The sequence below is a fragment of the Stenotrophomonas sp. Steno-Z10-BAI genome (assembly GCF_056393115.1).
Genome location: NZ_JBWJOZ010000001.1, coordinates 159,775 through 178,765 on the forward strand (window position 1 = coordinate 159,775; position 18,991 = coordinate 178,765).

Below are 18,991 nucleotides of genomic sequence, written 5' to 3' on the forward strand. Positions count from 1 at the left end.
TTGCTTGGTTACCATCACGCCCTCGCCAGTTCGTGGTCGCGCGGGACCGTGAACCCTGCAGCGCGCGCATGCCCGCCGCCCCCGTACAGCTTGGCGACCTCGCTCACGTCCACGCCTTGGTCGGTCGAGCGCAGGCTGAAGACCCGGCCGCCGTCCTTGTCGTAGTAGCAGGCGGCGAACGGCTTGCCCTTCGCCATCAGGTGACCGGCGTCGCTGGCCAGGGTGTACGGCAGGCTGGCCACCGGCACCTCGTAGTGCCCGATCACCATCTGGCGCTTCGCCACCTTCACCAGCTCGGCCACGTCCTTGTGGTGCTTGCGCTCGATCGCCACGCCCTGGGCGCGCAGAGTTTCCGTCGGCGTCTCCATCAGCAGATCCCACACGTCGAACTCGTAGGGGTAGCTGAAGACCGCCGCCTGGATCTCGCGCGTACCCGGCAGCGCGAAGCGCCACAGGTCCCGGTCTTCCACGTGGTCGATCAGCTCAGGCCGCGGCGCGCCCGGATGGAAGAAGTCCCACGCGATGCCCGCCCCGCTCCGCTCCATGTCGAACAACGCGTAGACGTTGGCGTAGGGTGCACCCTCACACTGATCCTGATAGACACAGCTCTGGAAGTAATCCCAGGTCTTCCGCGCTGTCCATTCCGGCGCATCCATGCGGAAGACCGTCAGCGCGTCCAACTGGCCGCTGGCGCAGGCCGGCAGGTCCGCTTCGGCGCTCTTGTGATGGTCCAGCACGAGAACGGACCGCGCCTTCTTGCGCAGCTCGTGCAGCACGGCCGGCGGGTAGCTGAAATCGACCAGGATCACATCGCGGCCGGTCACGTCCGGCGGCGTCTCGCCGTGAACACCCGCGTGGAAGTCGCATTCCATCGCCTGGCGCACGGCCCATGCCGCGGTGAAGCCGTCGGCGCAGTTGGCGTGGTAGATGACCAGTGGTTTCATCGGGCTGTTGCTCCTGTCTGTGTGGCGGTGCGGCGGCGGCGGGCCGGCGCGCGATGGCATTGGCGGGCCAGCGCTTCAAGCCGAAGCGCCTCGCCCAGGTAGTAGTCGTGGCGCTCCTGGCGCTCGGTCTCGGTGAACTGCACGTCGATCAGCGCCGTCTCGGCGGCGACACGGTTGGCCTTGGCCAGACGCGCCGGGTCGTGTTCGAAGATGTCCAGCTGGGTCCGCAGCGCGCGCATCAGGCCGCCTCCGCTGCACCGGCGCCGGCGCCGGCGCCGGCGTCCATAAGCCCGGCCACACCCATTGCCTCGACCTCCGCCTCAGACAGGTGCAGTGCGCGGGCAATCTCCGCCATGTGCTGCTGCACCTGCTCGCGGCTGGCCGGCACCTGCTCGCGGACCTCGTGCTCAATCTCGGCCACCGGTGCCTCCGGCAGCGCCCCGCCGCGCATCACGTGTTCGCGGGCCTGGTCGTACGCTTCGCGCAGTAGGCGGTCGGCCATGTCCGAGCTGGCCATCCGGTAGCGGTGACCGTCGAGGTACTGCCACACCAGCCGGGTGAAGCCGTCCTGCTTGCCGGCGTCAGCGCGCACCGCTGCGAACGCCGGGACGCCCAGGCAGCGCAGGCGAAACTCGGGCAGCGTCGGCGGCCACGGATCCGCGCAGCTGATGCAGGCGCTGATGCCGGCGGCCAACTGCTCACCCGTCAGGCCGGCCAACCCCTTCGCCCAGGTCAGCGCAGCGCCCTCGTTCGGGTTGTCGCCGTAGCTGCCCGTCCAGCGGCCGCCGTAGATCTCAGCCATCCGAACCCACAGGGTGCGCGTCACCGTCGAGGACAGGGCTGCGCGCGGCGTCTGCGTCGGCACGCTCGCCATCGATGGCATGGCGGAGGACACGCTCGGCAGGAGATTCGCGACGGATTGCATGGGTGCCTCCAGTGGGACGGTTGGTGGTGGTCAGCTCGCGTTCGAGCCAGGCAGCCTCGAAGCCCTGCCAGCTGCGGTTGCAGCACTTGCGGAGGCAGTCATCAACGGTGAAGCCCAGGGCGTCGGCCAGATGCAGCTCGCGGCCGAAGCTGGCGAGCACGGTCGGGGTGACCGGGGCGCGGCGCTGGCGGCGAAGCTGCAGCCAGTCGGCCAGGACTTGGGCAGACGGCGGGGTCGGCCAGGTCGAGAAATCCAGGTCCGCCGCGTTGGCGGTCGGCGCGCTTGCGCGCTTCTTTCTGCTCTTAGGTTCTCTTCCTGGTTCTATTCCTGGTTCCTGTGCACGTCGTTCACCACCCCCGTGAACGTCATTCACTACCCCGTGCACCTCGTTCACTACCGGGTGGTGAACGTCATTCACCACCAGATACGGATCGTGCTCGGGAACCTTCGGCTCAGCCTGGATGCCAAAGTGGAAGTTCAGCCGGTACTGATTCGGCAGCCGACGGTTGTCTTTTGCGCGCGGCAGGACGCTGATGTAACCGGCCTCGGCGAGCTTGCTGATCTGGTCGATGACCGAACGGCGGGTCAGGCCGCAATCGTCCGCCAGCGTGTCGTGGCTCGGGCGGCACTGGCCCGTGTCCTTGTTGTGGCGCTCGGCCAGCATCAGCAGCACCAGCTTCTGGGTGCTGGTTACGCGCTGACGGGCCGCCCATGCGAATGCTTCGAAACTCATGGTCAGATCACCAGCGCAAGGTTCTGGCCGGGTGCCACAGGCCACCAGGTGCACGCGCTGCGGCCGCTGACCTCGCAGGGCTTCTTCGGGCCACGCCATGCGCGGCCGTCCTCCAGCAGCTCAGGCAAGCGGCGCGCGAGCATGTAGCGGTCGTGGCCGGTGGCCTTGGCCAGCTCCATGCTGGTCAGCCCGGGGTGCGACCTGAGCGCGCTGGCAGCGCGGTCCTGCTGGACGGTCTGCAGTCCGCTGGAGACCACGTGTGCGGCGGCCTCGTGACTGGTGCTGATATCGGTGGAGCGGGCCAGATGATTCATCGGGGCGCCCTCCCCTTCGCTGCAGCGCGCGCCACATTGCGCTCCAGGCGGTGGGCCATCGTGCGCAGCGAGCGAATCTCGCTGACCATCAACTGGGCCTCGTCACTGTCGATGCACTGGTCGACCATCGCGTCCACCGCGGCGCCGGTCAGGCGACCAACGCGGGTGGTGATATCCAGCAGTTTCAGCTGAATGGCGCCAAGTTCATCGGCCCAGCCGCCCTCGGGCGCCGGCGGCACAGCGTCAACTGACATTCCGAAACGACCGGCCAGTGCCTGCATCCACTCCAGCGCGTATTCGCTGCCACCTGCCCTCTCCTGCATCCATTCGGTCAGCAGCTCAGCGATCTCGATGGTCACCGACTCGCCCTCGAGGCCGCGCAGCTTGGCGCGCAGCGTTTCGGGGTGCATCGTCTTGCCGCGGCGGTTCGCGAGGTACGAGGCCGCATCAGCGACGCCGCCCGGTGTACGACGCACGGAGTTGTAGAGGACGTCGATCCAGTTGAGGGCGGAAGTACGGCAGGTCATGGGTTCACCTTGGGTGGACGGGTGTTTCAAGGTTTCGAGCTGGCCCGTCATGGCGCACGATCTGCGTCATGGACGAATTCAATTCAGGGACGATGGCCAGGGACGGCCAATCAGGCGGCGTGGACGCCGAGGTCGATACGGTCGGCGTCCGGATCCTCCGGCGCCGAGGGGGCCGGCGACGGCTGCTCCTGCACTCCGAGCAGCTGCAGGACCTGCGGCAAGGCCGGGACGCTCAGCTCTTCCGGCCACGCCTCAACCTCAGCCGCTGGCAACCGCAGCACTTTGGCCAGATGCGCGTCGGTCTTGAGGCCCAGCTTCGCCCGAAGCGCGCGCTTGCTCATTCGCGTATCGACGAGGGCCGCGACCGTCTGCCGAACAGACTTGATCGGCATGGCTTCGAAGGCCTCCGGACGCAGCAAGGCCAAGAACTGCCGGCGCGCCGACGGGATGCCGCTGGAGCGCCATTCGCTAACGGACGGCGGCTTGATCTGGCAGATGCGCGCAACTTCTGTAGTTCCGCCGAGGCGGTCGATGATCTCGGAGTCGGTGGGCTTGTCCATGCAGCAAAGATTAGGACTAGCTAATGTTGAAGTCAATAGCCAGTCCTAATCCAACAATCGTTAGCCTTGCCTAATGAGCACACTCGCCGAAAGATTGACCGTCGCTATCGCGAACGCCGGAATCACCAAGGCCGAACTGGCCCGGCGCGTTGGGATCAGCGCGCCCAGCGTGAACGGATGGTTCACTGGGAAAGCAAAGTTCCTTCGCGGCGAAAACCTTCTCGCGGCAGCCAGAGCCCTGTCAGTAGACGAGGACTGGTTGGCCACTGGCAAAGGCTCTTCCGTTCGGGGCTTCCATGCTGCCGAACAAGCTACCGACTACCAGGTCTCACCAGTCTTAGAGACTGAGACCCGCCCGGGCTATGTTCGCTTCGACGTTTTCGAAGGGGGCGCAGGGATGGGTGCAGGATTGGTGAACCAGGACTACCCCGAGGTGGTGCAGACAATCGAGGTGGCCGAGTGGGAGGTTCGCCGGAAGCTGGGATACCTGCCAAAACCAGGGCGGATCCAACTGATCACCGGCCGTGGGCCGTCAATGAGGCCCAAGCTGGAAGACGGAGACATCATCTGGATCGACACCAGTTGCGACTACTTCGACGGCGACGACTATTACCTGATCAACATCGGCGGGGAGACTCAGATCAAGATGCTGCAGAAGCGCGGCGACGGGATGTACGTGGTGAGCATCAATCCTGATTTCCCGACCTATCGGTCGGACGAAGAGGAAGTGAGCATTCTGGGTAAGGCTCTGATCCACGCGGGACTACGACGCTTCTGACAGTTGCGTCCCAATTTGGGACAAAAAAAAGCCCCGCCGAAGCGGGGCTTTTTCATCAGGCGCTGTTAGGCGGCCTTTCGAAATTCGGCGGCCGCCAGAATATCGCTCATGTGGCGGTTGAGCATCTTGAACTCAGCCCGGATAGCGCGTGCCAATGCGGTGAGGTCTTCGCGGGTCTGCGGCGTACGCTGCGCAGTCATCATCGTGGCCTTCATGGCGTTCATACCTTTTCGCTCCGTTTCCATCGTGTGTTGGGAGGTGGTCAATAACGAAAAAACGATTACTTCTGGTGCTTTATGATCTTCTGGATCACGTCGTTGTACTCATCTTGATTGCCGTACTTCAATGCGATGTGAACGCGTCGAATCAGATGGATACATTGTTGGCAGTCGTTCAACTTCAGCTCGGTGTCGATATCAACCAACTCTGCCAAAGGACCTGCGAACATCTTGTTCAAGAGCTCATCGACCGAATTGATCGACTTCACAATCTCTTCGATGGTCGGGTTGGACAGCTCGAGGATCTTGTCGTAGCCATGCTCGTTTGCACCGGCGAGGACCAAACGCATGTGCTCGAGGATGTCATCCCAAATTCCAGCGACTTCATCTTCCAGAGCAGGGTCACGAACAACACCACCAACTACTACCAAACTAACTACTGCACTCATCCAATGAGCCCCCTGTTGCGACCGCAAAAAATGCCGCTCGTAGAGGCCGGCCGCTATCTCATGTAGCGATCCGCTACTGACAGCCTGGAATTCTAGCCATGAAACGCCGGTATCACAACTGGTGTACGCATCAAGGGTTGACAACCACTCAGGTTCATCTCGTTGGACTGTCGTCTTGGACACAGTATCGGCCACAAGGGCTGAAAGTTGAGTGAAACCTTTGTGTCGCAAGGGTTTCAGCAACTGCCCCATCCAATACACACGACGTAATAGCTGAATGAAAACCGCAGCGTTCATCAATTCCGGTTAAATGTTAGCTAGTCCTATTGACTGATGAATTAGCTTCTCCTAACCTAACTCCATCGCCCCAGTAACAGCCCATCCGGGCCGGGGCTCGGAGTCCTCCATGGCTTTCGCTGCCTTCACCGCTTCCGATCCCGTCACGGTCAAAGCCGTGCACGCCACCGATACCGTCGCCATCTCCTTCGGCACCGTCGAGATCAACCTCTCGCCTGTCGAATGGGCCGAGCTCGCCATGAAGGGCTCCAGCGCCGCGCTCGAACTGCGCGCCAACCACATCCGCACCGGCATGCGCATCGGCCCCCTGCAGCTCGGCAACGCCGACTTGGTGGAGGGGCAGGCATGAGCGCGGCCAAGCACACGCCGGGGCCGTGGACGTATCAGGAAAACAGCGATGCCTACACGCACATTGTGCGCGGGCCTACCAACAGCCTCATCTGTCAGCTTGCGCAGTCGACGCACGTCGAAATCGAGGCCAACGCCCGCCTGATCGCCGCCGCGCCCGAACTGCTGGAAGCGTTGATCAAGGCGGATCAGCTGTTCAGGGATATTGGGTTCATCGCCGCGGCAGACAGGTTGCGTCCCGGGAGCCTCGGCAGCGAGATCCGCGCCGCCATCGCCAAGGCCACCGGCGGTTCCGCATGACCGACAACGACTTCATCGCCGCCATGAAGAGCGGCCTGCCGCCCATCGCCCCGCCGGTCTGGTGCGGCATCGATCTCGCGACCGGTACGGACGTCTCTGTAGAGGCAGACGTCGGCGCCGACGGCGCCCTCACCAACATCCGCGTCATCCAGCCCGCCCAGGAGCCAGCATGAGCGCCGTCATCCTCCAGTTCCCCACCAACACCGCCCAGCGCGCCAACGGCGCCGGCCTGGCCGTGGCGATCGCCGCAAAGCGCATGGGCTACCGCCCGCACCACATTGCCCGCGCTGCCGCCCTCGCCCGCCGCGAGGTGCTGGACGGCCACAAGAGCGCCGCCCGCGCCGTCGCCGACATGACGCGCGACCTGTCCTATGGCGCTCGCAACCACACCCCGGGTGCCGCATGAGCGGGATCGACTTCGCCTTCGGCCTGATCGTCGGCTTTGCCGCCGGTGCCATCGTGGCCACCGCCTGGCTGCAGCGCCGCCACGACGAGCACTTCGCCGCCCTGATGGAGCAGATCCGATGCGCGGGCTGATCCGCCACTGGCGCGCCGGCGGGCTGGTGCTGCTCGGCGCCCTCCTCGCGGCCGTTGCCTTCGTCATGGCCTGGGCCGGCATCGAGGACACCGGCGTCTACCTGCTCATGGGCGCCCTGCTCTGCGCCACCCAGGTGCCCGACGCATGGAGGCGAGGCCGCGATGGCTGATCCGACCGTGGCCGCCACAGTCCGCGCCATGCGGCGCGCAGGCGCCGCCGGCGAGCCGGTGCCGGCGGAGGTAGCGACCGCGTGGGCAAAGGCCCTCATGGAGCAGCTGTACGGGATGCAGAAGCCGGTCCGCTACGAGTGCCGGCGCCGCGGCAGCAACGATCCATGGGAAGAGGCCGAGCCGGGCGACGTGACGCACCCGCGCCGCCGGAACCTGGTGATCCGCGCGCTCTACCTGCATCCGCCGGTGGCCAAGCAACAGCACCGGTGGCCGGCCGGCAGCGGCGGCCAAGGCCACTGCCTGGACTGCAACGAGGTCGAATGGCTCGCAGGGCCGGAGTGCCGGCCGCACGCCCCGCTCCGCGACCACCGCTCTGCCATGCCCTTCCGCATCACCTGGCTGATCGAGCCGCTCGAAAAGCTCCACTACCTCGCCAAGCACCTCAACCCGACTGACCGCGCCAAGTGGCGCAACGAAACCACCTACCTCATCGACCGCATCAAAGACCACGAGAAGGGAAGCCAGCCATGACGACCGACAACAACGCGGCAGCCGTGCAGTACAGCTGGAGCACTGACGAAGAGACGTTTCACGACCAGTGCGACAGTATCGCGGACGCCGTCGCGGCCGCCGTCGACCACCACGGCGGCGATCTGGAGATCGGCCAGACGATCTACATCGGCGAAGTGTCCGAGATCTCGACGCCGAGCCTGGTCGACGAAAGCAACATCGTCGAGCGGATGCAGGAAATGGCTTTCGAGTACGCCGGAGAGCCCTCCGAGGACTACTTGGCCAGCGTCACGAGCGAGCAGCTCGACGAACTGAAGAAGCTCGTGGCCGCGTGGGCCGATAGGGTTGAGCGGCCACAATTCTGGCAGGTCAAAGGAGCGCTGCCGCACGTGATCACCGCGGAAGACCTCGGCGAAACCTGCGAAGCCGGTCAGCCAGAGTGCGGACCCGTCACCAATCACGACAGCGAAGGCGTCCCGCTCTGTGCGGTGTGCTGGGAGGGTCTGCTGGCCGATAGCCAGGACGGCGATGCTGCGGAGGTGAAGTCGTGAGCCGGGCTGGCACCAACGGGCCCGCGCCCGGCCCCCGCCCAGCGCCTCCGCCGAACCCGCCCGCCCCCCCCAGCGTCCGTATGTGGTGGGACGGCGGCGACCGCGCCATCACAGCGCGCGAGAAAGCCTTGATCGAAGAACACGGCCCCAGCAGCTTCAGTATCCCGCTGGTCCGTGCCGCCGACCCGCAGCCCGCAGAGCTGGCCGAGCAGCAGGGGGAGGTCATCGTTCATGCCCTTGCCGATGCTTACACAGCTGGTGCTGAGGGCTTGCAGTTCGGAGGGCTGGCCCGGATGGAGGCGCTTGCCGCCGCCCTCGCCGCAACTGGCAAGCAGCAGGTTGGCGAGGTGCAGGGGGAGGCGCTGGCGACCATCATCGCCGCGCTCGAAAACAGCAAGCCGACGCACGACCGCTACCCGGAACCGGTGGAGCGCCACGCCGACGCACTGGCGCATGCTCGCGCCCTCGCCGCCCGCCAGCCGGGGGCCTGGAACTCGATGGATACCGCACCCAAGGATGGGACCGAAGTTTTGATTGAAGTTGAGTTGCGAGCCGGCGTGTCCGGCAAATGCTTGGTGGGCCACTACATGGCGGGTGGGCATTGCATCGAAGATCACCCGCCCATCGCAGAGGGCTGGTATTTCTGGAATGGCTGCGCCTTCGACAAGGCCGCCAAGCCGATACGCTGGACGCATATCCAGCCCGCGCAGGGCATCGACCTGGGCACAGGCGTAAAAGCCATCGCCGCCGAGCGCGAGCGACAGCTGCAGGCCGAGGGCTTCACTCGCAACGGCGACCAGCAGTACCGGCGCGGCGAGTTGGCCAAGGCCGCGACCGCCTACGTCCAGCTGGCAGCTATGGATCTGGAAGCCGGCACGCGTGACCACATCGCGTGGCACGGCCCGGCTGCTGTATGGCCGTGGGCACCGGAGTGGTGGAAGCCAGTTGATGCACGCCGTGACCTGGTGCGCGCTGGTGCGCTGATCGCCGCGCAGATTGATCTGATCGACCAGCGCGATGCAGCGCCGGGGGTGGGCAATGGCTGAGTTAGTTACTCATCCTCAGGGAGCGATTCCACCACTTTCAGTGCTTGGTTTTTCGCAAGGATCAGCGCCTCGCCAGGATACGGACAAATGTCCGTGCTTCCCCGCGCAACCGAACGGTCGAAATTGCACTGATGAGCATGGTAAATCGCCCAATGCCCAGTCCATTGGCCCGCAGCACAACGCTGCTCGCCAGTCGCACTCCAGTGAACAAGATATGGACCAACGAGCTCGTACATCTGGCAGTTCCTCCCTGATTGACGTCGTCGTCCACGACTGTGCCGCCACGCCTTCGAGTTGCCTATTCACTAGCCAGTGTAGGAAAAGTCCGTCACAGACACTGCAGGCTTGTGATCACCCTACCACCCTGGCCACCGTCAAGCCGCCGCGCGACCGGCGCACCAGGCTGCGGGAGGACGTGTGATGCGCGACCGACCCATTCTCTTGAACGGCGCCAGCGTGCGCAGATGCCCCATAGATCGCAACTGCTCAACCGAAACCTGGCTGCCCTTCCAGAAACAGCTGCGCCGCCTGCTTGGCATCCTCGACGGTGCGGAAGTAATCGCCGCCAGGGCCTTTCAGGCCACGCCCGTCACCCTTGCTTGTCTCGATAGACGCATGAAATCCCCCGCGGAGAGCAGGCACTACAACAATTACATAGGACCGGCCATGAGCCTCTGTAGCAAATCTCGTTTCGTGCTGCGTCATATCGTGCGCCTAGCCAGTTCGGAAAGATTCAAGATGGTGGCACAAACAGCATCTATCAACGGCAGCACGACTGCAGTGGGGACATCCCGTGGCTGACGGCTCCCGCTCCTTCAACTTCCCCGTGCCGCAGCAATCAGCGCTGGTGAAGGCCGTGGACTTCTTCTGCGGCGGCGGCGGCGCAACAGACGGGGCCGAGCAGGCCGGCTGCGAGGTGGTGGCCGCAGCGAATCACTCGCCGACCGCTATCGCCATTCACGCTGCCAACCACCCAAAGACCAAGCACTTCTGCCAAGACCTCCAGCAGATGGATTTCTCGCTGTTGCCACACTTCGACCTGCTTCTCGCGTCGCCAGCATGCCAGGGGCACACCCACGCACGCGGCAAGGAACGGCCGCATCACGACGCCACTAGGTCGACCGCGTGGGCGGTGATTGCCGCCATGGAGCGCTGGCTCCCCGAGGGCGCCGTGATTGAGAACGTGCCTGAGTTCCTGAAATGGAAGCTGTTTCCCGCCTGGTGCGCTGCGCTGGTGGCTCTTGGCTACGCAGTCAGCCCCCATCTGCTGGATGCTGCCGACTTCGGCGTACCGCAACACCGAAAGCGTGTGTTTGTCATCCTGACGAAGAGCAAGCACCCGCTGGAACTACGCTTGCCGCGCCGCGACCATGTGCCGGCAAGCTCTTTCATCGACTTCAACGCTGGCAAATGGTCGCTCATCGAGCAGCCGGGCCGCTCCGCAGCCACCTTGGCCCGCATCAAGGCCGGGCGTGCGGCGTTCGGCGATCAGTTCATTGCCCCCTACTTTGGCAATGGCTCTGGCCTGACCGGGCGTAGCCTTTCGCGCCCGATTGGCACCATCACCACCCGCGACCGATGGGCGGTGATCGACGGGAACCGCATGCGAATGGTCATGGTGGAAGAGGCCAGGGCTGCTATGAGCTTCCGGCCCAACTACAAGCTGCCGAACAACAAACGCGATGCCATGCACATGCTTGGGAATGCGGTCTGCCCGACCGTTGAGCGCGAAGTCATCCTCGCGCTCAAGGCGGCTGCATGAACAAGGCCAGCATCCAGGCCAAGCACACAGCGCGCGTGCTCATCGGTGAGGCCCGCGCCCGCCGGCTGGCCGGCCATGGCTTCTGGTGCATGTTCCGCATGGCCCAGTCCGCCCGCCGCCGCGCTGCCTCCCTTCCCCGCCCGGCGCCGCCGGCGCTCCCCATCCAACCGGAGCTGTTCGCATGACCCAGCGACACATCAGCCACCCCGAGCCGCTGCCGGCCTGCGCCGCCGGTCACAGCGCGCGCCACATCCACGACCTGCGCAGCATCTCCGCCGGCGGCGGCCACTTCGTCGAGTGCAAATGCCGGATGACCAGCAAGCATGCCGACGCGGATACCGCGATCGCGGAATGGAAGCGGGTCAACCGGCCCGCCCGTGTTCGCCGGGCGGCGGAGCCCGCCGTGTCCGACAACGTGATTCAGATGCGGCTGCCCGGCCTGGCCACAGGCAACGCAGCGTGATCGCCATTTCCCCAAATGACTCAGCCGCGCACCGCGGCGAAGGAAACCAGATGACCAGCACAACCGAACGCCGAACCCCAAACCTGCTGCGCCTGAAAGAGGTTGTCGCCAGGACCGGCTTGTCCAAGAACACCATCTACGATCGGATCCGGAAGAAGGAGTTTCCTGCGCAGATCGACCTCGGGGGCAACTGCGTCGCCTGGTCGGAGGACGAGATCGACAGATGGATTCAGGCGAAAATGGATGCCCGTCAGGTCAATGAGGACGGTTTGCCGAAAGCCGCATGAGGCGGGGGCATATGTGGGGGCATCCGCCATCTAGCTGGCGGCCCTCCCCTACTGTCACAAGGGCCTACGGACTAACCGGGATTCCCCTTGGCTCCACCACTATTCAACAGAACGCCCCGGGAATCAGGTTCCCGGGGCGTTCTTGTTTCTGCAGGCCGCGCGCGGTTGCTTACGCGCCCTCGGGATTGTCCTTGCGCTCCGGCCGACGCGTGCCTGCATCATGGATCGCCTGATCGGTCTGTCCCGGCCGCTGCTTGGCGGTTTCGTCCTGCTTGCGGTCCTGCTGGCTTTCTTCGATGCCTTCCTGCTTGCCGTGTTCGCTGGGCTTGGTGTCAGCCATGGGTCTACTCACTCGTGCGGGCGCCGGGGCGGCGCCTTCCCGGGCAGACTAACCAGCCGATCGTGATGCACGAATCACGATCGGCGCGGCCTCGCACACAGCGCGCTCACGCGTGAGGCGTCGGTCACTCCAGCTTGACCACCAGCTTGCCGAAGTTGCGCCCCTTGAGCAGGCCGAAGAACGCCTCGGGCGCGTTCTCCAATCCCGCCACGATGTCCTCGCGATACTGCACGCGGCCGTCCCTCAGCCACTGCCCCATGTCGTGCAGGAACGCGGGGAAGAAGGCGTGCAGATCGGACTGGATGAAGCCGCGCACGGTCAGGCGCTGGCGCAGCACCTGGCTCATGAAGCCGGGCAGCCGATCCGGCCCGGGCAGCACCGCGCCGCGCGCGTTGTAGGTAGCGATGGTGCCGCAGACCGGAATGCGTGCGAAGTCGTTGAGCAACGGCGCCACCGCATCGAACACATGCCCGCCGACGTTCTCGAAGTAGACATCGATGCCGTCGGGCACCGCCGCACGCAATTGCGCAGCGAAATCGTCGGCGCGGTGATCCAGCGCCACATCGAAGCCCAGCGTTTCCAGATACGCGCGCTTCTGCTCGCCACCGGCAATGCCCACCGTGCGCGCACCCTGCAGCTTGGCGATCTGCCCGACCGTTGCGCCCACCGGGCCGCTGGCAGCAGCCACCACGAGCGTTTCGCCCGGCTGCAGCTTGCCGATTTCCTGCAGGCCCACGTACGCCGTGAATCCGGGCATGCCGTACACGCCCAGTGCAGTGCTGATCGGCAGGCCGTTGTCTTCCAGCTTGCGGCTGAGCTGATCGCCGTCGATGACGGCATGCGTCTGCCAGTTACCCGGTGCCAGGACATGCTCGCCGGCCGCAACATCCGGATGGTGGGAGGCGAGCACCTCGGCAACGGTGCGCCCCTCCATCACTGCATCCAGCGCAACCGGGGCGGCGTAGGACGGCCCTTCTTCCATGCGACCGCGCATATAAGGATCCAGGGACAGGTATCGATTGCGCAGCAGCACCTGGCCTGGGCCCAGCGCGGGAACCGGCACCTGTTCGACACGGAAGTTAGCCGCGACCGGGGCGCCGTTCGGGCGCGAAGCGAGCACGATGCGTTTGTTGGTGAGTGCGTTCATCAGCGGATCGCTCCGGGGGAGACGAAAAAGGAATCCCGACAGTACGCCGTCCAGGCACGTCCAGACGGGGGGCAAAACAGCGTTCCATCGGTGCGGCGCGATGCGGAGGTGGCCTGGCCTTTGCGCGACAGCGACCGACGCTCTGGATGGCGTCACAGCATTCCATCCATACGCTGCACCGATCATCCGTTGCCCGCGCCGCAGGCCAAGGCGCATGATCGCGTCATGAACGTTCCCTCTTCCAGCCGACGCCGCTACCTGCTGCCCGTGTTGATGTCCGCCACCACGGTGTTCGGCTTGGCATGCTGGGCGATCCTGGCGACCGAGCCCGGTTGCCTGGCCGCGCAAGGCCATTGGTCGTCCGGTGCAGGCAAGTGCCACACGCGCCTGTGCCTGCTGCAGGGCGACTGCGGCGAGATGGCTTCACCTATCGTGGCATGCAACAAAGTGCAGGTCGGGGACAGCCGTGGCCGCGTGTACTTCCACTTGGGCAATCCCCTGCCTGGTGCGGGCGCCGAAGCGGAGTGGCCCGCAGGCAAAGCCGACAACGGCACGATCCGTGCACGCTTCGAGGATGAGCGGCTGGTCAGCCTGGCCTGCCCGGTCACGCCGTAGTGCGTGCGCGCTTCCATTGCAGCGGGCTCATGCCCATCTCGATCCGGAACATGTAGTTGAACGCCGATGCCGAGGCATAGCCCAGCTCGTGCGCGATTACCGTGGGCGAACGCCCCTGCGCCAGCCACTCGATGGCGCGCAGCAGGCGCAGCCGCAACCGCCAGTCGCGCAGGCGCATGCCGGTCTCGCGTTCGAAATGGCGTGCCAGAGTCCGTGCCGATGCCCCCAGCAACGGTGCCCAGTCCTCCACGCTGCGGGTATCGGCCGGCTGCTCGTAGAGTGCCTGGCACCAGCGCTGCAGGCGCGCGTCCTGCGGCCATGGCAGGTGCCGGGTGTGTTGCGGCTGGCGCGGCAACTGCGCGGTGATCAGCGTGCACAAGGTGGTGTAGTAGGTGCGGTCGTGATCGGGCACGGTGCGGTCGAGTTCGATGATCAGTTCGCGCAGCAGCGGTAACACTTCCAGGACCACGCAGCGCGTGGGCATGCCCAGATCCGGGGCATCATCCACGTACAGATTGCGGAATGCCGAAGTGCTCAACGCGCCGGTGTGATGCAGCGTGCCCGTCGGCACCCACAGCGCCTGATGCGGGGTGATCACGTGACGGGCCTGCCCCGCGCTGGCCTGCAGCACACCCGTGCTGGCGTGGACCAGCTGGTTCCAGCCGTGCACGTGCGGCGGGAAGCGCTCGCCCGCCTCCAGCCGCTGGCTGCGCGCCACCACCGGCCACGGCAGGCGCCGCAGCGGCGGCACCAGGACTTCGCGCCAACCCGGAGCAGTGGGTTCCGCCGTGGCCATGTGACGCCTCATCGACAGGATGGGTCATTCTATCGAAAGACGCGGTCACCTCTGTCCACGGACCATGGGCCCTCCCCGCTGCCCTCCCCACCCATGTCACTCTTGATCCCGCCTCCCCGCCACGCCTGGCAGGTCATCACGGCCGGCATCTGCGCGCTGGTACTCACGGTTGGCCTGGCGCGCTTTGCCTACACCCCGCTGCTGCCGGTGATGCGACTCGACGCCGGGCTCACGGCAGCCGGCGGCGGCTGGCTGGCAACGTTCAACTATCTGGGCTACCTGGCCGGCACTGTGCTGGTCGCCCGGGTGGGCGACATGCAGCTGAAATTCCGCTTCTACCGCATCGGACTGGTCCTGGCAGTGGTATCCACCGGCCTGATGGGCACCACCACGGACATGGCCACCTGGGGCGTGCTGCGCTTCGTGGCCGGCCTGTCCAGCACCGCCGGCCTGCTGCTCGCCTCCGGGCTGGTGCTCCATTGGCTGCTCGCCCATCAGCGCCGCCCACAGCTCGGCCTGCACTTCGCCGGCCTCGGGGTGGGGATCGCGGTCTCGGGCCTGGCGGCTGCGGCGATGGCCGATCAACTGGCGTCCTCCCGGCAGTGGATCGCGCTGGGCACCCTCGCGGTGGTGTTCCTGATCCCGGCCTGGGCATGGATGCCGCCGCCGGCAGCGATCTCCAGTGCCACTGGGGCCAATGCTCCCCCGCCACCCGGGCGGCGCTGGCGCTGGCTGCTGATCGCCTCGTACTTCTGCGCGGGGGTCGGCTTCGTGGTCAGCGCGACCTTCATCGTCGCCATCCTGGTGCAGACCCCTGCCTTCGCCGGCCACGGCAGTTGGGTGTGGGTCCTGGTCGGCCTCACTGCCATCCCCTCGACGTTTGCCTGGGATCGGCTCTCGAACCGGCTTGGACTGATCCGTGCATTGATGCTCGCCTATGCGTTGCAGGCTACGTCCTTCGTATTGCCCTTGCTGGATGGCGGGCTGTGGGCCGGCGCGGCCAGCGCCGTGCTGTTCGGCCTGACCTTCGCCGGCATCGTCAGCCTGACCCTGACCGTGGTCGGTCGCCACTACCCGCACAATCCTGCCAAGGCGATGGCGACGCTGACGCTGAGTTATGGCGTCGCCCAGATCATCGCCCCCGCGATCGCCGGCACGCTGGCGCGCGACAGCGGCAGCTACCAGGGCGCATTGGTGCTGGCGGCGATCATGATGGTGATCGGCTTCGTGCTGTTGTGGTGCATTCCCGACGACCCACGATCCACCACGGGCTGATCAACTGCACCGGCGGAAAGCATCCGCCTGAACCGACGTTCATGCGCTTGTGTGATGTGCTCGGGCCCGCTGGATCAAGCACTTGGATGTGGGCGGACACGGGTTTGGAAACAAATGTGAAATTTTTTTCGCGAAACGCTTGCCGAACCCCTCATACCTCCGTATTATTCGCGTCCTCGCCAGCGGCAACGCAGCGATGAAGTGGCCGGGTAGCTCAGTTGGTAGAGCAGGGGATTGAAAATCCCCGTGTCGGCGGTTCGATTCCGTCCCCGGCCACCACAATTTCAGATGACCTGCAGAAATGCAGGTCATTTTTTTTGTCTGTTGTGCGGCGTCGCCACATCGCGCAGCGTTCAAGGAAGGAGGTTCCGCACATGGTTCGTGCTTTGTTCGCCGCGCTGTTCGGCAAACGTCCCGTTACCTTCCACAGCACATCCCCGATCGATGTGACCGTGCTGCGCCTCAAGCAGTCGATCCAGCATGGCCCGCGTCTCTCTGTCGCCGGAATGCGCGGGACGGCCTCCGCTCAACGGATCCGCCTGTGCTGGACGCGCCCGTTCGTGTCCAATTCTTTCAAGCCGTATTTCATCGGTCAGTGCATCCCCACCGAACGCGGCACGCGGCTTGAAGGTGCGTTCCAGATGCATCCCTTCATCCGCACCCTGATGATCGGCATGTTCGTCAGCCTGCTCATCGTTCCGTTGGTGGCGGTGGTGAAGCACTGGCAACACACACACGACCTCGCGCCTGCGCTGTTGGCCAGTCTGGCGGTGGTGCCTGCTGCCTACTTCATGGCCGGCGCGGTGCTGGTGATCGTCACGATCAGCCGCTGGGCCGCACGCGACGATGAAGCGATGATCGAGGCGGAGATCCATCGCGCGCTGCAAAGCGGGCACACCGCTCAGGGATGATTTCCGCGGGCAGGCCGTTGCGCGCCTTGCCGTCCATCGCCACGCGCTGGCATGCTCACCCGGCGGACAGGATCGTCTGCGGCCGCGCTTGTTCGTCCCCATGGCCGCACACACAGGGAGAGGTGAATGTCCGAAGGCATCGAAGTGCTGCAGGCGCAGATCGCGCATCTGCAGCGAAACCAACGGCGACTGACGCTGGGCTGCGCAGCGGCTGGCCTGCTCACCATGGCCGCGTTGATGATGGGTGCGACGTCACAGCGCAGCGCCAGCTTTGATGTCATTGATGCGCAGCGCATCAACATCAAGGAACCTGACGGAACGTTGCGGCTGGCGATCTCCAATCGCACACTGTTTCCTGGCGTGGTCATTCACAACAAGGAGCAACCTCATCCGCGCCCGATGGCAGGCATGCTGTTCTTCAACGATGAAGGCACGGAAAACGGCGGGCTGATCTACAACGGTTCGCTCGACAAGAGCGGCAAACCCTCCAGCGGCATGAGCCTGACCTTTGATCGCTATCAGCAGGATCAGCAGATGCAGCTGCTGGGCGTGGACGACGCGGGCACACACTACGCCGGGCTGACCTTCAATGATGTTGCCGATGGCCTGGACCGTCCGTTCTTCTCCGAGCGGGACGAATCACTTCATCGCGACGGCATCCCTGCCATCACCGAGCGCGTGTTCCTTGGCAAATCGGATGCACGCGATGCCATGCTGACCCTGCGCGATAGCCAGGGAAAGCCACGACTGGAACTGGTGGTCACGCCCGCGGGGGATGCCAAGGTGCGCTTCCTGGACGAGCACGGCAACGCGACGCGGGAACTCTCCGCTGACCGCCAGTAGCGCGGATGCCGGACGCTGCCACGCGCGCGTCAGCGGTTTGCGACGGCCGCTGCATGACGGAATATTCACAAATTTCGCTCAGCCTGTGCCTAAGCTCGCTGCGTCTTGTGTGGAGTGTCGACAATGCGCAGCCGCTATCTGATCAGTGCCCTGCTCGCCCTCGCCGCCTCCGGGTCGGCCTGGGCCGCCGCGCCGGTGACCTCGGTGGAGACGCTGGACATGGACCGCTATGCCGGCCAATGGCATGAGATCGCGCACCTGCCGGTCTCGTTCCAGAAGAAATGCGTGGGCGACATCACCGCCACCTACAGCCTGCGTGCCGATGGACGGATCAGCGTGCACAACGCCTGCCGCGAAGCCGATGGCGACCGCGTCGCCGCCGATGGCGTGGCACGCCCGGTCGAGGGTCAACCGGGCCGGTTGCAGGTGCGCTTCGTGCCGGACTGGCTGTCCTGGGTGCCGCTGGTCTGGGCCGACTACTGGGTGATCGCACTGGACCCGGAGTACCAATGGGCGGTGGTCGGTGAACCGGACCGCAAGTACCTGTGGATCCTGTCGCGGTCGCCGAGCATGGATACCGCCCTGTTCGAGCAGCTCAAGGCCCGCGCCGAGGCGATGGGCTATGACCTCGCCCCGCTGCGGGTGATGGCGCCGCTGGACTGACCCGGCCCGGCCTCACGCCACGCCCGGCCCTCCCCACGACTAAAAGCACGTGGCCCGGTCATCCCGGTGCCCTACCCTTGCGTCTCGCTGCCACAGGCAGCGCGAACACCATACGTCGTAGTATGCTCGTACCCATGCAACACCCGCCTGAGGATTGCGCCATGTCCCACCGCTTCCGTCCCCGCCTCGCCCTTGCCCTCATCGTCGTCGCCTCGCTGGCCCTGACCGCCTGCAACAAGACGGTCAAACGCGTTTCCGAGCCGGCCGCCAGCGTGCAGGAGTTGACGGTGCGTGCCGATGGCAGCTGGACGGTTGCGCTGCGCCTGCAGAACTTCAGTTCGATGCCCATGACCTTCGACAACGTCGCGCTGCAGTTGAAGGTGAGCGATGAGGATGCCGGGCAGCTGCAGCTGAAGCCCGCACTGTCCATTGGCGGGGTCTCGGCCGATGTGGTCAACGTGGACATCAAACCGAGCTCGGGCGCCCGCCTGGTGATGGCCGATGCACTGGCCGGCAACCGCACCCTGGGCTATTCGCTCAAGGGCACGGTAAGCGCCACCCCGCAGGAAAAGAAGCAACGCACGTTCGAGATTGATAGCCGCAGCACGCTCAACCAGGCTCCCGGCCTGCCCGGCGTCCTGCGCTGACCGGCGGGCTTTCCGCCACCCTTCGCCACTGATC

General features: G+C 65.3%; 34 protein-coding genes and 1 tRNA gene. 22 read left to right on the plus strand and 13 right to left on the minus strand.

Going from position 1 to position 18,991, the window contains the following annotated elements; all coding sequences use genetic code 11:
* Nucleotides 1-14: 14 nt before the first annotated feature.
* Genes AC06E9_RS00740 through AC06E9_RS00770 form a run of 7 tightly spaced genes read right to left on the minus strand, consistent with a single transcriptional unit; the run spans nucleotide 15 to nucleotide 4,003 of the window.
* On the minus strand, nucleotides 15-944 hold the full coding sequence (locus AC06E9_RS00740) for a DHHA1 domain-containing protein (RefSeq protein WP_478055260.1): 930 nt from the start codon (nucleotides 942-944) through the stop codon (nucleotides 15-17).
* The gene (locus tag AC06E9_RS00745) at nucleotides 941-1,183 is read right to left on the minus strand and encodes a hypothetical protein (RefSeq protein ID WP_346482994.1); all 243 of its coding nucleotides are present in this window, start codon (nucleotides 1,181-1,183) and stop codon (nucleotides 941-943) included. The genes AC06E9_RS00740 and AC06E9_RS00745 overlap by 4 nt, the downstream gene beginning before the upstream one ends.
* Nucleotides 1,183-1,746, minus strand: a complete 564-nt coding sequence (locus tag AC06E9_RS00750) for a hypothetical protein (RefSeq protein WP_478055261.1) — start codon at nucleotides 1,744-1,746, stop codon at nucleotides 1,183-1,185. The genes AC06E9_RS00745 and AC06E9_RS00750 overlap by 1 nt, the downstream gene beginning before the upstream one ends.
* Entirely contained in the window at nucleotides 1,739-2,701 is a 963-nt protein-coding gene (locus AC06E9_RS00755; protein WP_478055262.1) for a helix-turn-helix domain-containing protein, read from the minus strand. The genes AC06E9_RS00750 and AC06E9_RS00755 overlap by 8 nt, the downstream gene beginning before the upstream one ends.
* Nucleotides 2,605-2,916, minus strand: coding sequence for a winged helix-turn-helix domain-containing protein (locus AC06E9_RS00760; RefSeq protein ID WP_478055263.1), 312 nt, complete (start codon nucleotides 2,914-2,916; stop codon nucleotides 2,605-2,607). The genes AC06E9_RS00755 and AC06E9_RS00760 overlap by 97 nt, the downstream gene beginning before the upstream one ends.
* Nucleotides 2,913-3,494: a hypothetical protein gene (locus tag AC06E9_RS00765; RefSeq protein WP_478055264.1), complete on the minus strand. Its 582-nt coding sequence runs from the start codon at nucleotides 3,492-3,494 to the stop codon at nucleotides 2,913-2,915. Before AC06E9_RS00765 ends, AC06E9_RS00760 begins: the two co-directional genes overlap by 4 nt.
* A 59-nt stretch (nucleotides 3,495-3,553) precedes the next feature.
* Nucleotides 3,554-4,003: a hypothetical protein gene (locus AC06E9_RS00770; RefSeq protein WP_478055265.1), complete on the minus strand. Its 450-nt coding sequence runs from the start codon at nucleotides 4,001-4,003 to the stop codon at nucleotides 3,554-3,556.
* A gap of 73 nt (nucleotides 4,004-4,076) precedes the next feature.
* On the opposite strand from AC06E9_RS00770, the gene AC06E9_RS00775 reads away from it, so the two are divergent.
* Nucleotides 4,077-4,781, plus strand: coding sequence for a LexA family transcriptional regulator (locus tag AC06E9_RS00775; protein ID WP_478055266.1), 705 nt, complete (start codon nucleotides 4,077-4,079; stop codon nucleotides 4,779-4,781).
* Nucleotides 4,782-4,846: 65 nt separating this feature from the next.
* On the opposite strand, the gene AC06E9_RS00780 is transcribed toward AC06E9_RS00775, so the two are convergent.
* Nucleotides 4,847-5,005 (minus strand): hypothetical protein, encoded by a 159-nt coding sequence (locus AC06E9_RS00780; protein ID WP_478055267.1) that lies wholly within the window; start codon nucleotides 5,003-5,005, stop codon nucleotides 4,847-4,849.
* 56 nt (nucleotides 5,006-5,061) lie between these two features.
* Nucleotides 5,062-5,745 carry a hypothetical protein gene (locus AC06E9_RS00785; protein ID WP_478055268.1) on the minus strand — a complete coding sequence of 228 codons (684 nt, stop codon included), beginning with the start codon at nucleotides 5,743-5,745 and terminating at the stop codon, nucleotides 5,062-5,064.
* Nucleotides 5,746-5,854: 109 nt separating this feature from the next.
* Between AC06E9_RS00785 and AC06E9_RS00790 the strand changes: the two genes are divergently transcribed.
* From AC06E9_RS00790 to AC06E9_RS00830, 9 genes are all read left to right on the plus strand, one after another.
* Nucleotides 5,855-6,094: a hypothetical protein gene (locus tag AC06E9_RS00790; RefSeq protein WP_478055269.1), complete on the plus strand. Its 240-nt coding sequence runs from the start codon at nucleotides 5,855-5,857 to the stop codon at nucleotides 6,092-6,094.
* Nucleotides 6,091-6,393, plus strand: coding sequence for a hypothetical protein (locus AC06E9_RS00795; RefSeq protein WP_478055270.1), 303 nt, complete (start codon nucleotides 6,091-6,093; stop codon nucleotides 6,391-6,393). Before AC06E9_RS00790 ends, AC06E9_RS00795 begins: the two co-directional genes overlap by 4 nt.
* Complete coding sequence (locus AC06E9_RS00800; RefSeq protein WP_478055271.1) at nucleotides 6,390-6,566, plus strand: hypothetical protein; 177 nt, start codon at nucleotides 6,390-6,392, stop codon at nucleotides 6,564-6,566. Before AC06E9_RS00795 ends, AC06E9_RS00800 begins: the two co-directional genes overlap by 4 nt.
* Nucleotides 6,563-6,799: a hypothetical protein gene (locus tag AC06E9_RS00805; RefSeq protein ID WP_478055272.1), complete on the plus strand. Its 237-nt coding sequence runs from the start codon at nucleotides 6,563-6,565 to the stop codon at nucleotides 6,797-6,799. Before AC06E9_RS00800 ends, AC06E9_RS00805 begins: the two co-directional genes overlap by 4 nt.
* Entirely contained in the window at nucleotides 6,796-6,930 is a 135-nt protein-coding gene (locus AC06E9_RS00810; protein ID WP_478055273.1) for a hypothetical protein, read from the plus strand. Before AC06E9_RS00805 ends, AC06E9_RS00810 begins: the two co-directional genes overlap by 4 nt.
* Nucleotides 6,918-7,100: a hypothetical protein gene (locus tag AC06E9_RS00815; protein WP_478055274.1), complete on the plus strand. Its 183-nt coding sequence runs from the start codon at nucleotides 6,918-6,920 to the stop codon at nucleotides 7,098-7,100. The genes AC06E9_RS00810 and AC06E9_RS00815 overlap by 13 nt, the downstream gene beginning before the upstream one ends.
* Nucleotides 7,093-7,632 (plus strand): hypothetical protein, encoded by a 540-nt coding sequence (locus tag AC06E9_RS00820; protein WP_478055275.1) that lies wholly within the window; start codon nucleotides 7,093-7,095, stop codon nucleotides 7,630-7,632. Before AC06E9_RS00815 ends, AC06E9_RS00820 begins: the two co-directional genes overlap by 8 nt.
* A complete protein-coding gene (locus AC06E9_RS00825; protein WP_478055276.1) occupies nucleotides 7,629-8,162 on the plus strand; it encodes a hypothetical protein in 534 nt (177 codons plus the stop codon). Before AC06E9_RS00820 ends, AC06E9_RS00825 begins: the two co-directional genes overlap by 4 nt.
* 128 nt (nucleotides 8,163-8,290) lie before the next feature.
* A complete protein-coding gene (locus AC06E9_RS00830) occupies nucleotides 8,291-9,208 on the plus strand; it encodes a hypothetical protein (protein WP_478055277.1) in 918 nt (305 codons plus the stop codon).
* 5 nt (nucleotides 9,209-9,213) lie between these two features.
* Here the strand turns inward: AC06E9_RS00830 and AC06E9_RS00835 are convergent, their stop codons facing one another.
* Nucleotides 9,214-9,444 carry a hypothetical protein gene (locus AC06E9_RS00835; RefSeq protein ID WP_147433881.1) on the minus strand — a complete coding sequence of 77 codons (231 nt, stop codon included), beginning with the start codon at nucleotides 9,442-9,444 and terminating at the stop codon, nucleotides 9,214-9,216.
* A 184-nt stretch (nucleotides 9,445-9,628) separates the two neighbouring features.
* On the opposite strand from AC06E9_RS00835, the gene AC06E9_RS00840 reads away from it, so the two are divergent.
* From AC06E9_RS00840 to AC06E9_RS00860, 5 genes are read left to right on the plus strand one after another with little or no spacing between them, the layout of a single operon-like run.
* Nucleotides 9,629-10,009: a hypothetical protein gene (locus AC06E9_RS00840; RefSeq protein ID WP_478055278.1), complete on the plus strand. Its 381-nt coding sequence runs from the start codon at nucleotides 9,629-9,631 to the stop codon at nucleotides 10,007-10,009.
* Nucleotides 10,002-10,970 (plus strand): DNA cytosine methyltransferase, encoded by a 969-nt coding sequence (locus AC06E9_RS00845; protein ID WP_314402364.1) that lies wholly within the window; start codon nucleotides 10,002-10,004, stop codon nucleotides 10,968-10,970. The genes AC06E9_RS00840 and AC06E9_RS00845 overlap by 8 nt, the downstream gene beginning before the upstream one ends.
* Nucleotides 10,967-11,155, plus strand: coding sequence for a hypothetical protein (locus tag AC06E9_RS00850; protein WP_478055279.1), 189 nt, complete (start codon nucleotides 10,967-10,969; stop codon nucleotides 11,153-11,155). The genes AC06E9_RS00845 and AC06E9_RS00850 overlap by 4 nt, the downstream gene beginning before the upstream one ends.
* Nucleotides 11,152-11,433 (plus strand): hypothetical protein, encoded by a 282-nt coding sequence (locus tag AC06E9_RS00855; RefSeq protein ID WP_478055280.1) that lies wholly within the window; start codon nucleotides 11,152-11,154, stop codon nucleotides 11,431-11,433. The genes AC06E9_RS00850 and AC06E9_RS00855 overlap by 4 nt, the downstream gene beginning before the upstream one ends.
* Nucleotides 11,430-11,720: a helix-turn-helix transcriptional regulator gene (locus tag AC06E9_RS00860; RefSeq protein WP_478055281.1), complete on the plus strand. Its 291-nt coding sequence runs from the start codon at nucleotides 11,430-11,432 to the stop codon at nucleotides 11,718-11,720. The genes AC06E9_RS00855 and AC06E9_RS00860 overlap by 4 nt, the downstream gene beginning before the upstream one ends.
* Nucleotides 11,721-11,889: 169 nt before the next feature.
* Here AC06E9_RS00860 and AC06E9_RS00865 read toward each other — a convergent pair whose 3' ends face one another.
* Both AC06E9_RS00865 and AC06E9_RS00870 read right to left on the minus strand, forming a co-directional pair.
* On the minus strand, nucleotides 11,890-12,060 hold the full coding sequence (locus AC06E9_RS00865; protein ID WP_183073677.1) for a hypothetical protein: 171 nt from the start codon (nucleotides 12,058-12,060) through the stop codon (nucleotides 11,890-11,892).
* A 124-nt stretch (nucleotides 12,061-12,184) separates the two neighbouring features.
* A complete protein-coding gene (locus tag AC06E9_RS00870) occupies nucleotides 12,185-13,207 on the minus strand; it encodes an NADP-dependent oxidoreductase (protein WP_183073678.1) in 1,023 nt (340 codons plus the stop codon).
* Nucleotides 13,208-13,432: 225 nt separating this feature from the next.
* Between AC06E9_RS00870 and AC06E9_RS00875 the strand changes: the two genes are divergently transcribed.
* Entirely contained in the window at nucleotides 13,433-13,822 is a 390-nt protein-coding gene (locus AC06E9_RS00875) for a hypothetical protein (protein WP_121038291.1), read from the plus strand.
* On the opposite strand, the gene AC06E9_RS00880 is transcribed toward AC06E9_RS00875, so the two are convergent.
* Nucleotides 13,812-14,618 (minus strand): AraC family transcriptional regulator, encoded by an 807-nt coding sequence (locus AC06E9_RS00880; protein ID WP_461770110.1) that lies wholly within the window; start codon nucleotides 14,616-14,618, stop codon nucleotides 13,812-13,814. The genes AC06E9_RS00875 and AC06E9_RS00880 overlap by 11 nt on opposite strands.
* A gap of 93 nt (nucleotides 14,619-14,711) precedes the next feature.
* Between AC06E9_RS00880 and AC06E9_RS00885 the strand changes: the two genes are divergently transcribed.
* The 6 genes from AC06E9_RS00885 (at nucleotide 14,712) to AC06E9_RS00910 (ending at nucleotide 18,957) form a co-directional block, all read left to right on the plus strand.
* On the plus strand, nucleotides 14,712-15,893 hold the full coding sequence (locus AC06E9_RS00885; RefSeq protein WP_478055282.1) for a YbfB/YjiJ family MFS transporter: 1,182 nt from the start codon (nucleotides 14,712-14,714) through the stop codon (nucleotides 15,891-15,893).
* A gap of 203 nt (nucleotides 15,894-16,096) precedes the next feature.
* Nucleotides 16,097-16,172, plus strand: a tRNA-Phe gene (locus AC06E9_RS00890).
* A 107-nt stretch (nucleotides 16,173-16,279) separates the two neighbouring features.
* Nucleotides 16,280-16,804, plus strand: a complete 525-nt coding sequence (locus AC06E9_RS00895; protein WP_152153419.1) for a hypothetical protein — start codon at nucleotides 16,280-16,282, stop codon at nucleotides 16,802-16,804.
* Nucleotides 16,805-16,930: 126 nt separating this feature from the next.
* The gene (locus tag AC06E9_RS00900; protein WP_478055283.1) at nucleotides 16,931-17,647 is read left to right on the plus strand and encodes a hypothetical protein; all 717 of its coding nucleotides are present in this window, start codon (nucleotides 16,931-16,933) and stop codon (nucleotides 17,645-17,647) included.
* A 123-nt stretch (nucleotides 17,648-17,770) separates the two neighbouring features.
* Complete coding sequence (locus AC06E9_RS00905) at nucleotides 17,771-18,310, plus strand: lipocalin family protein (protein ID WP_152153418.1); 540 nt, start codon at nucleotides 17,771-17,773, stop codon at nucleotides 18,308-18,310.
* Nucleotides 18,311-18,471: 161 nt separating this feature from the next.
* A complete protein-coding gene (locus AC06E9_RS00910) occupies nucleotides 18,472-18,957 on the plus strand; it encodes an LEA/WHy family protein (RefSeq protein ID WP_152153416.1) in 486 nt (161 codons plus the stop codon).
* Nucleotides 18,958-18,991 lie beyond the last annotated feature (34 nt).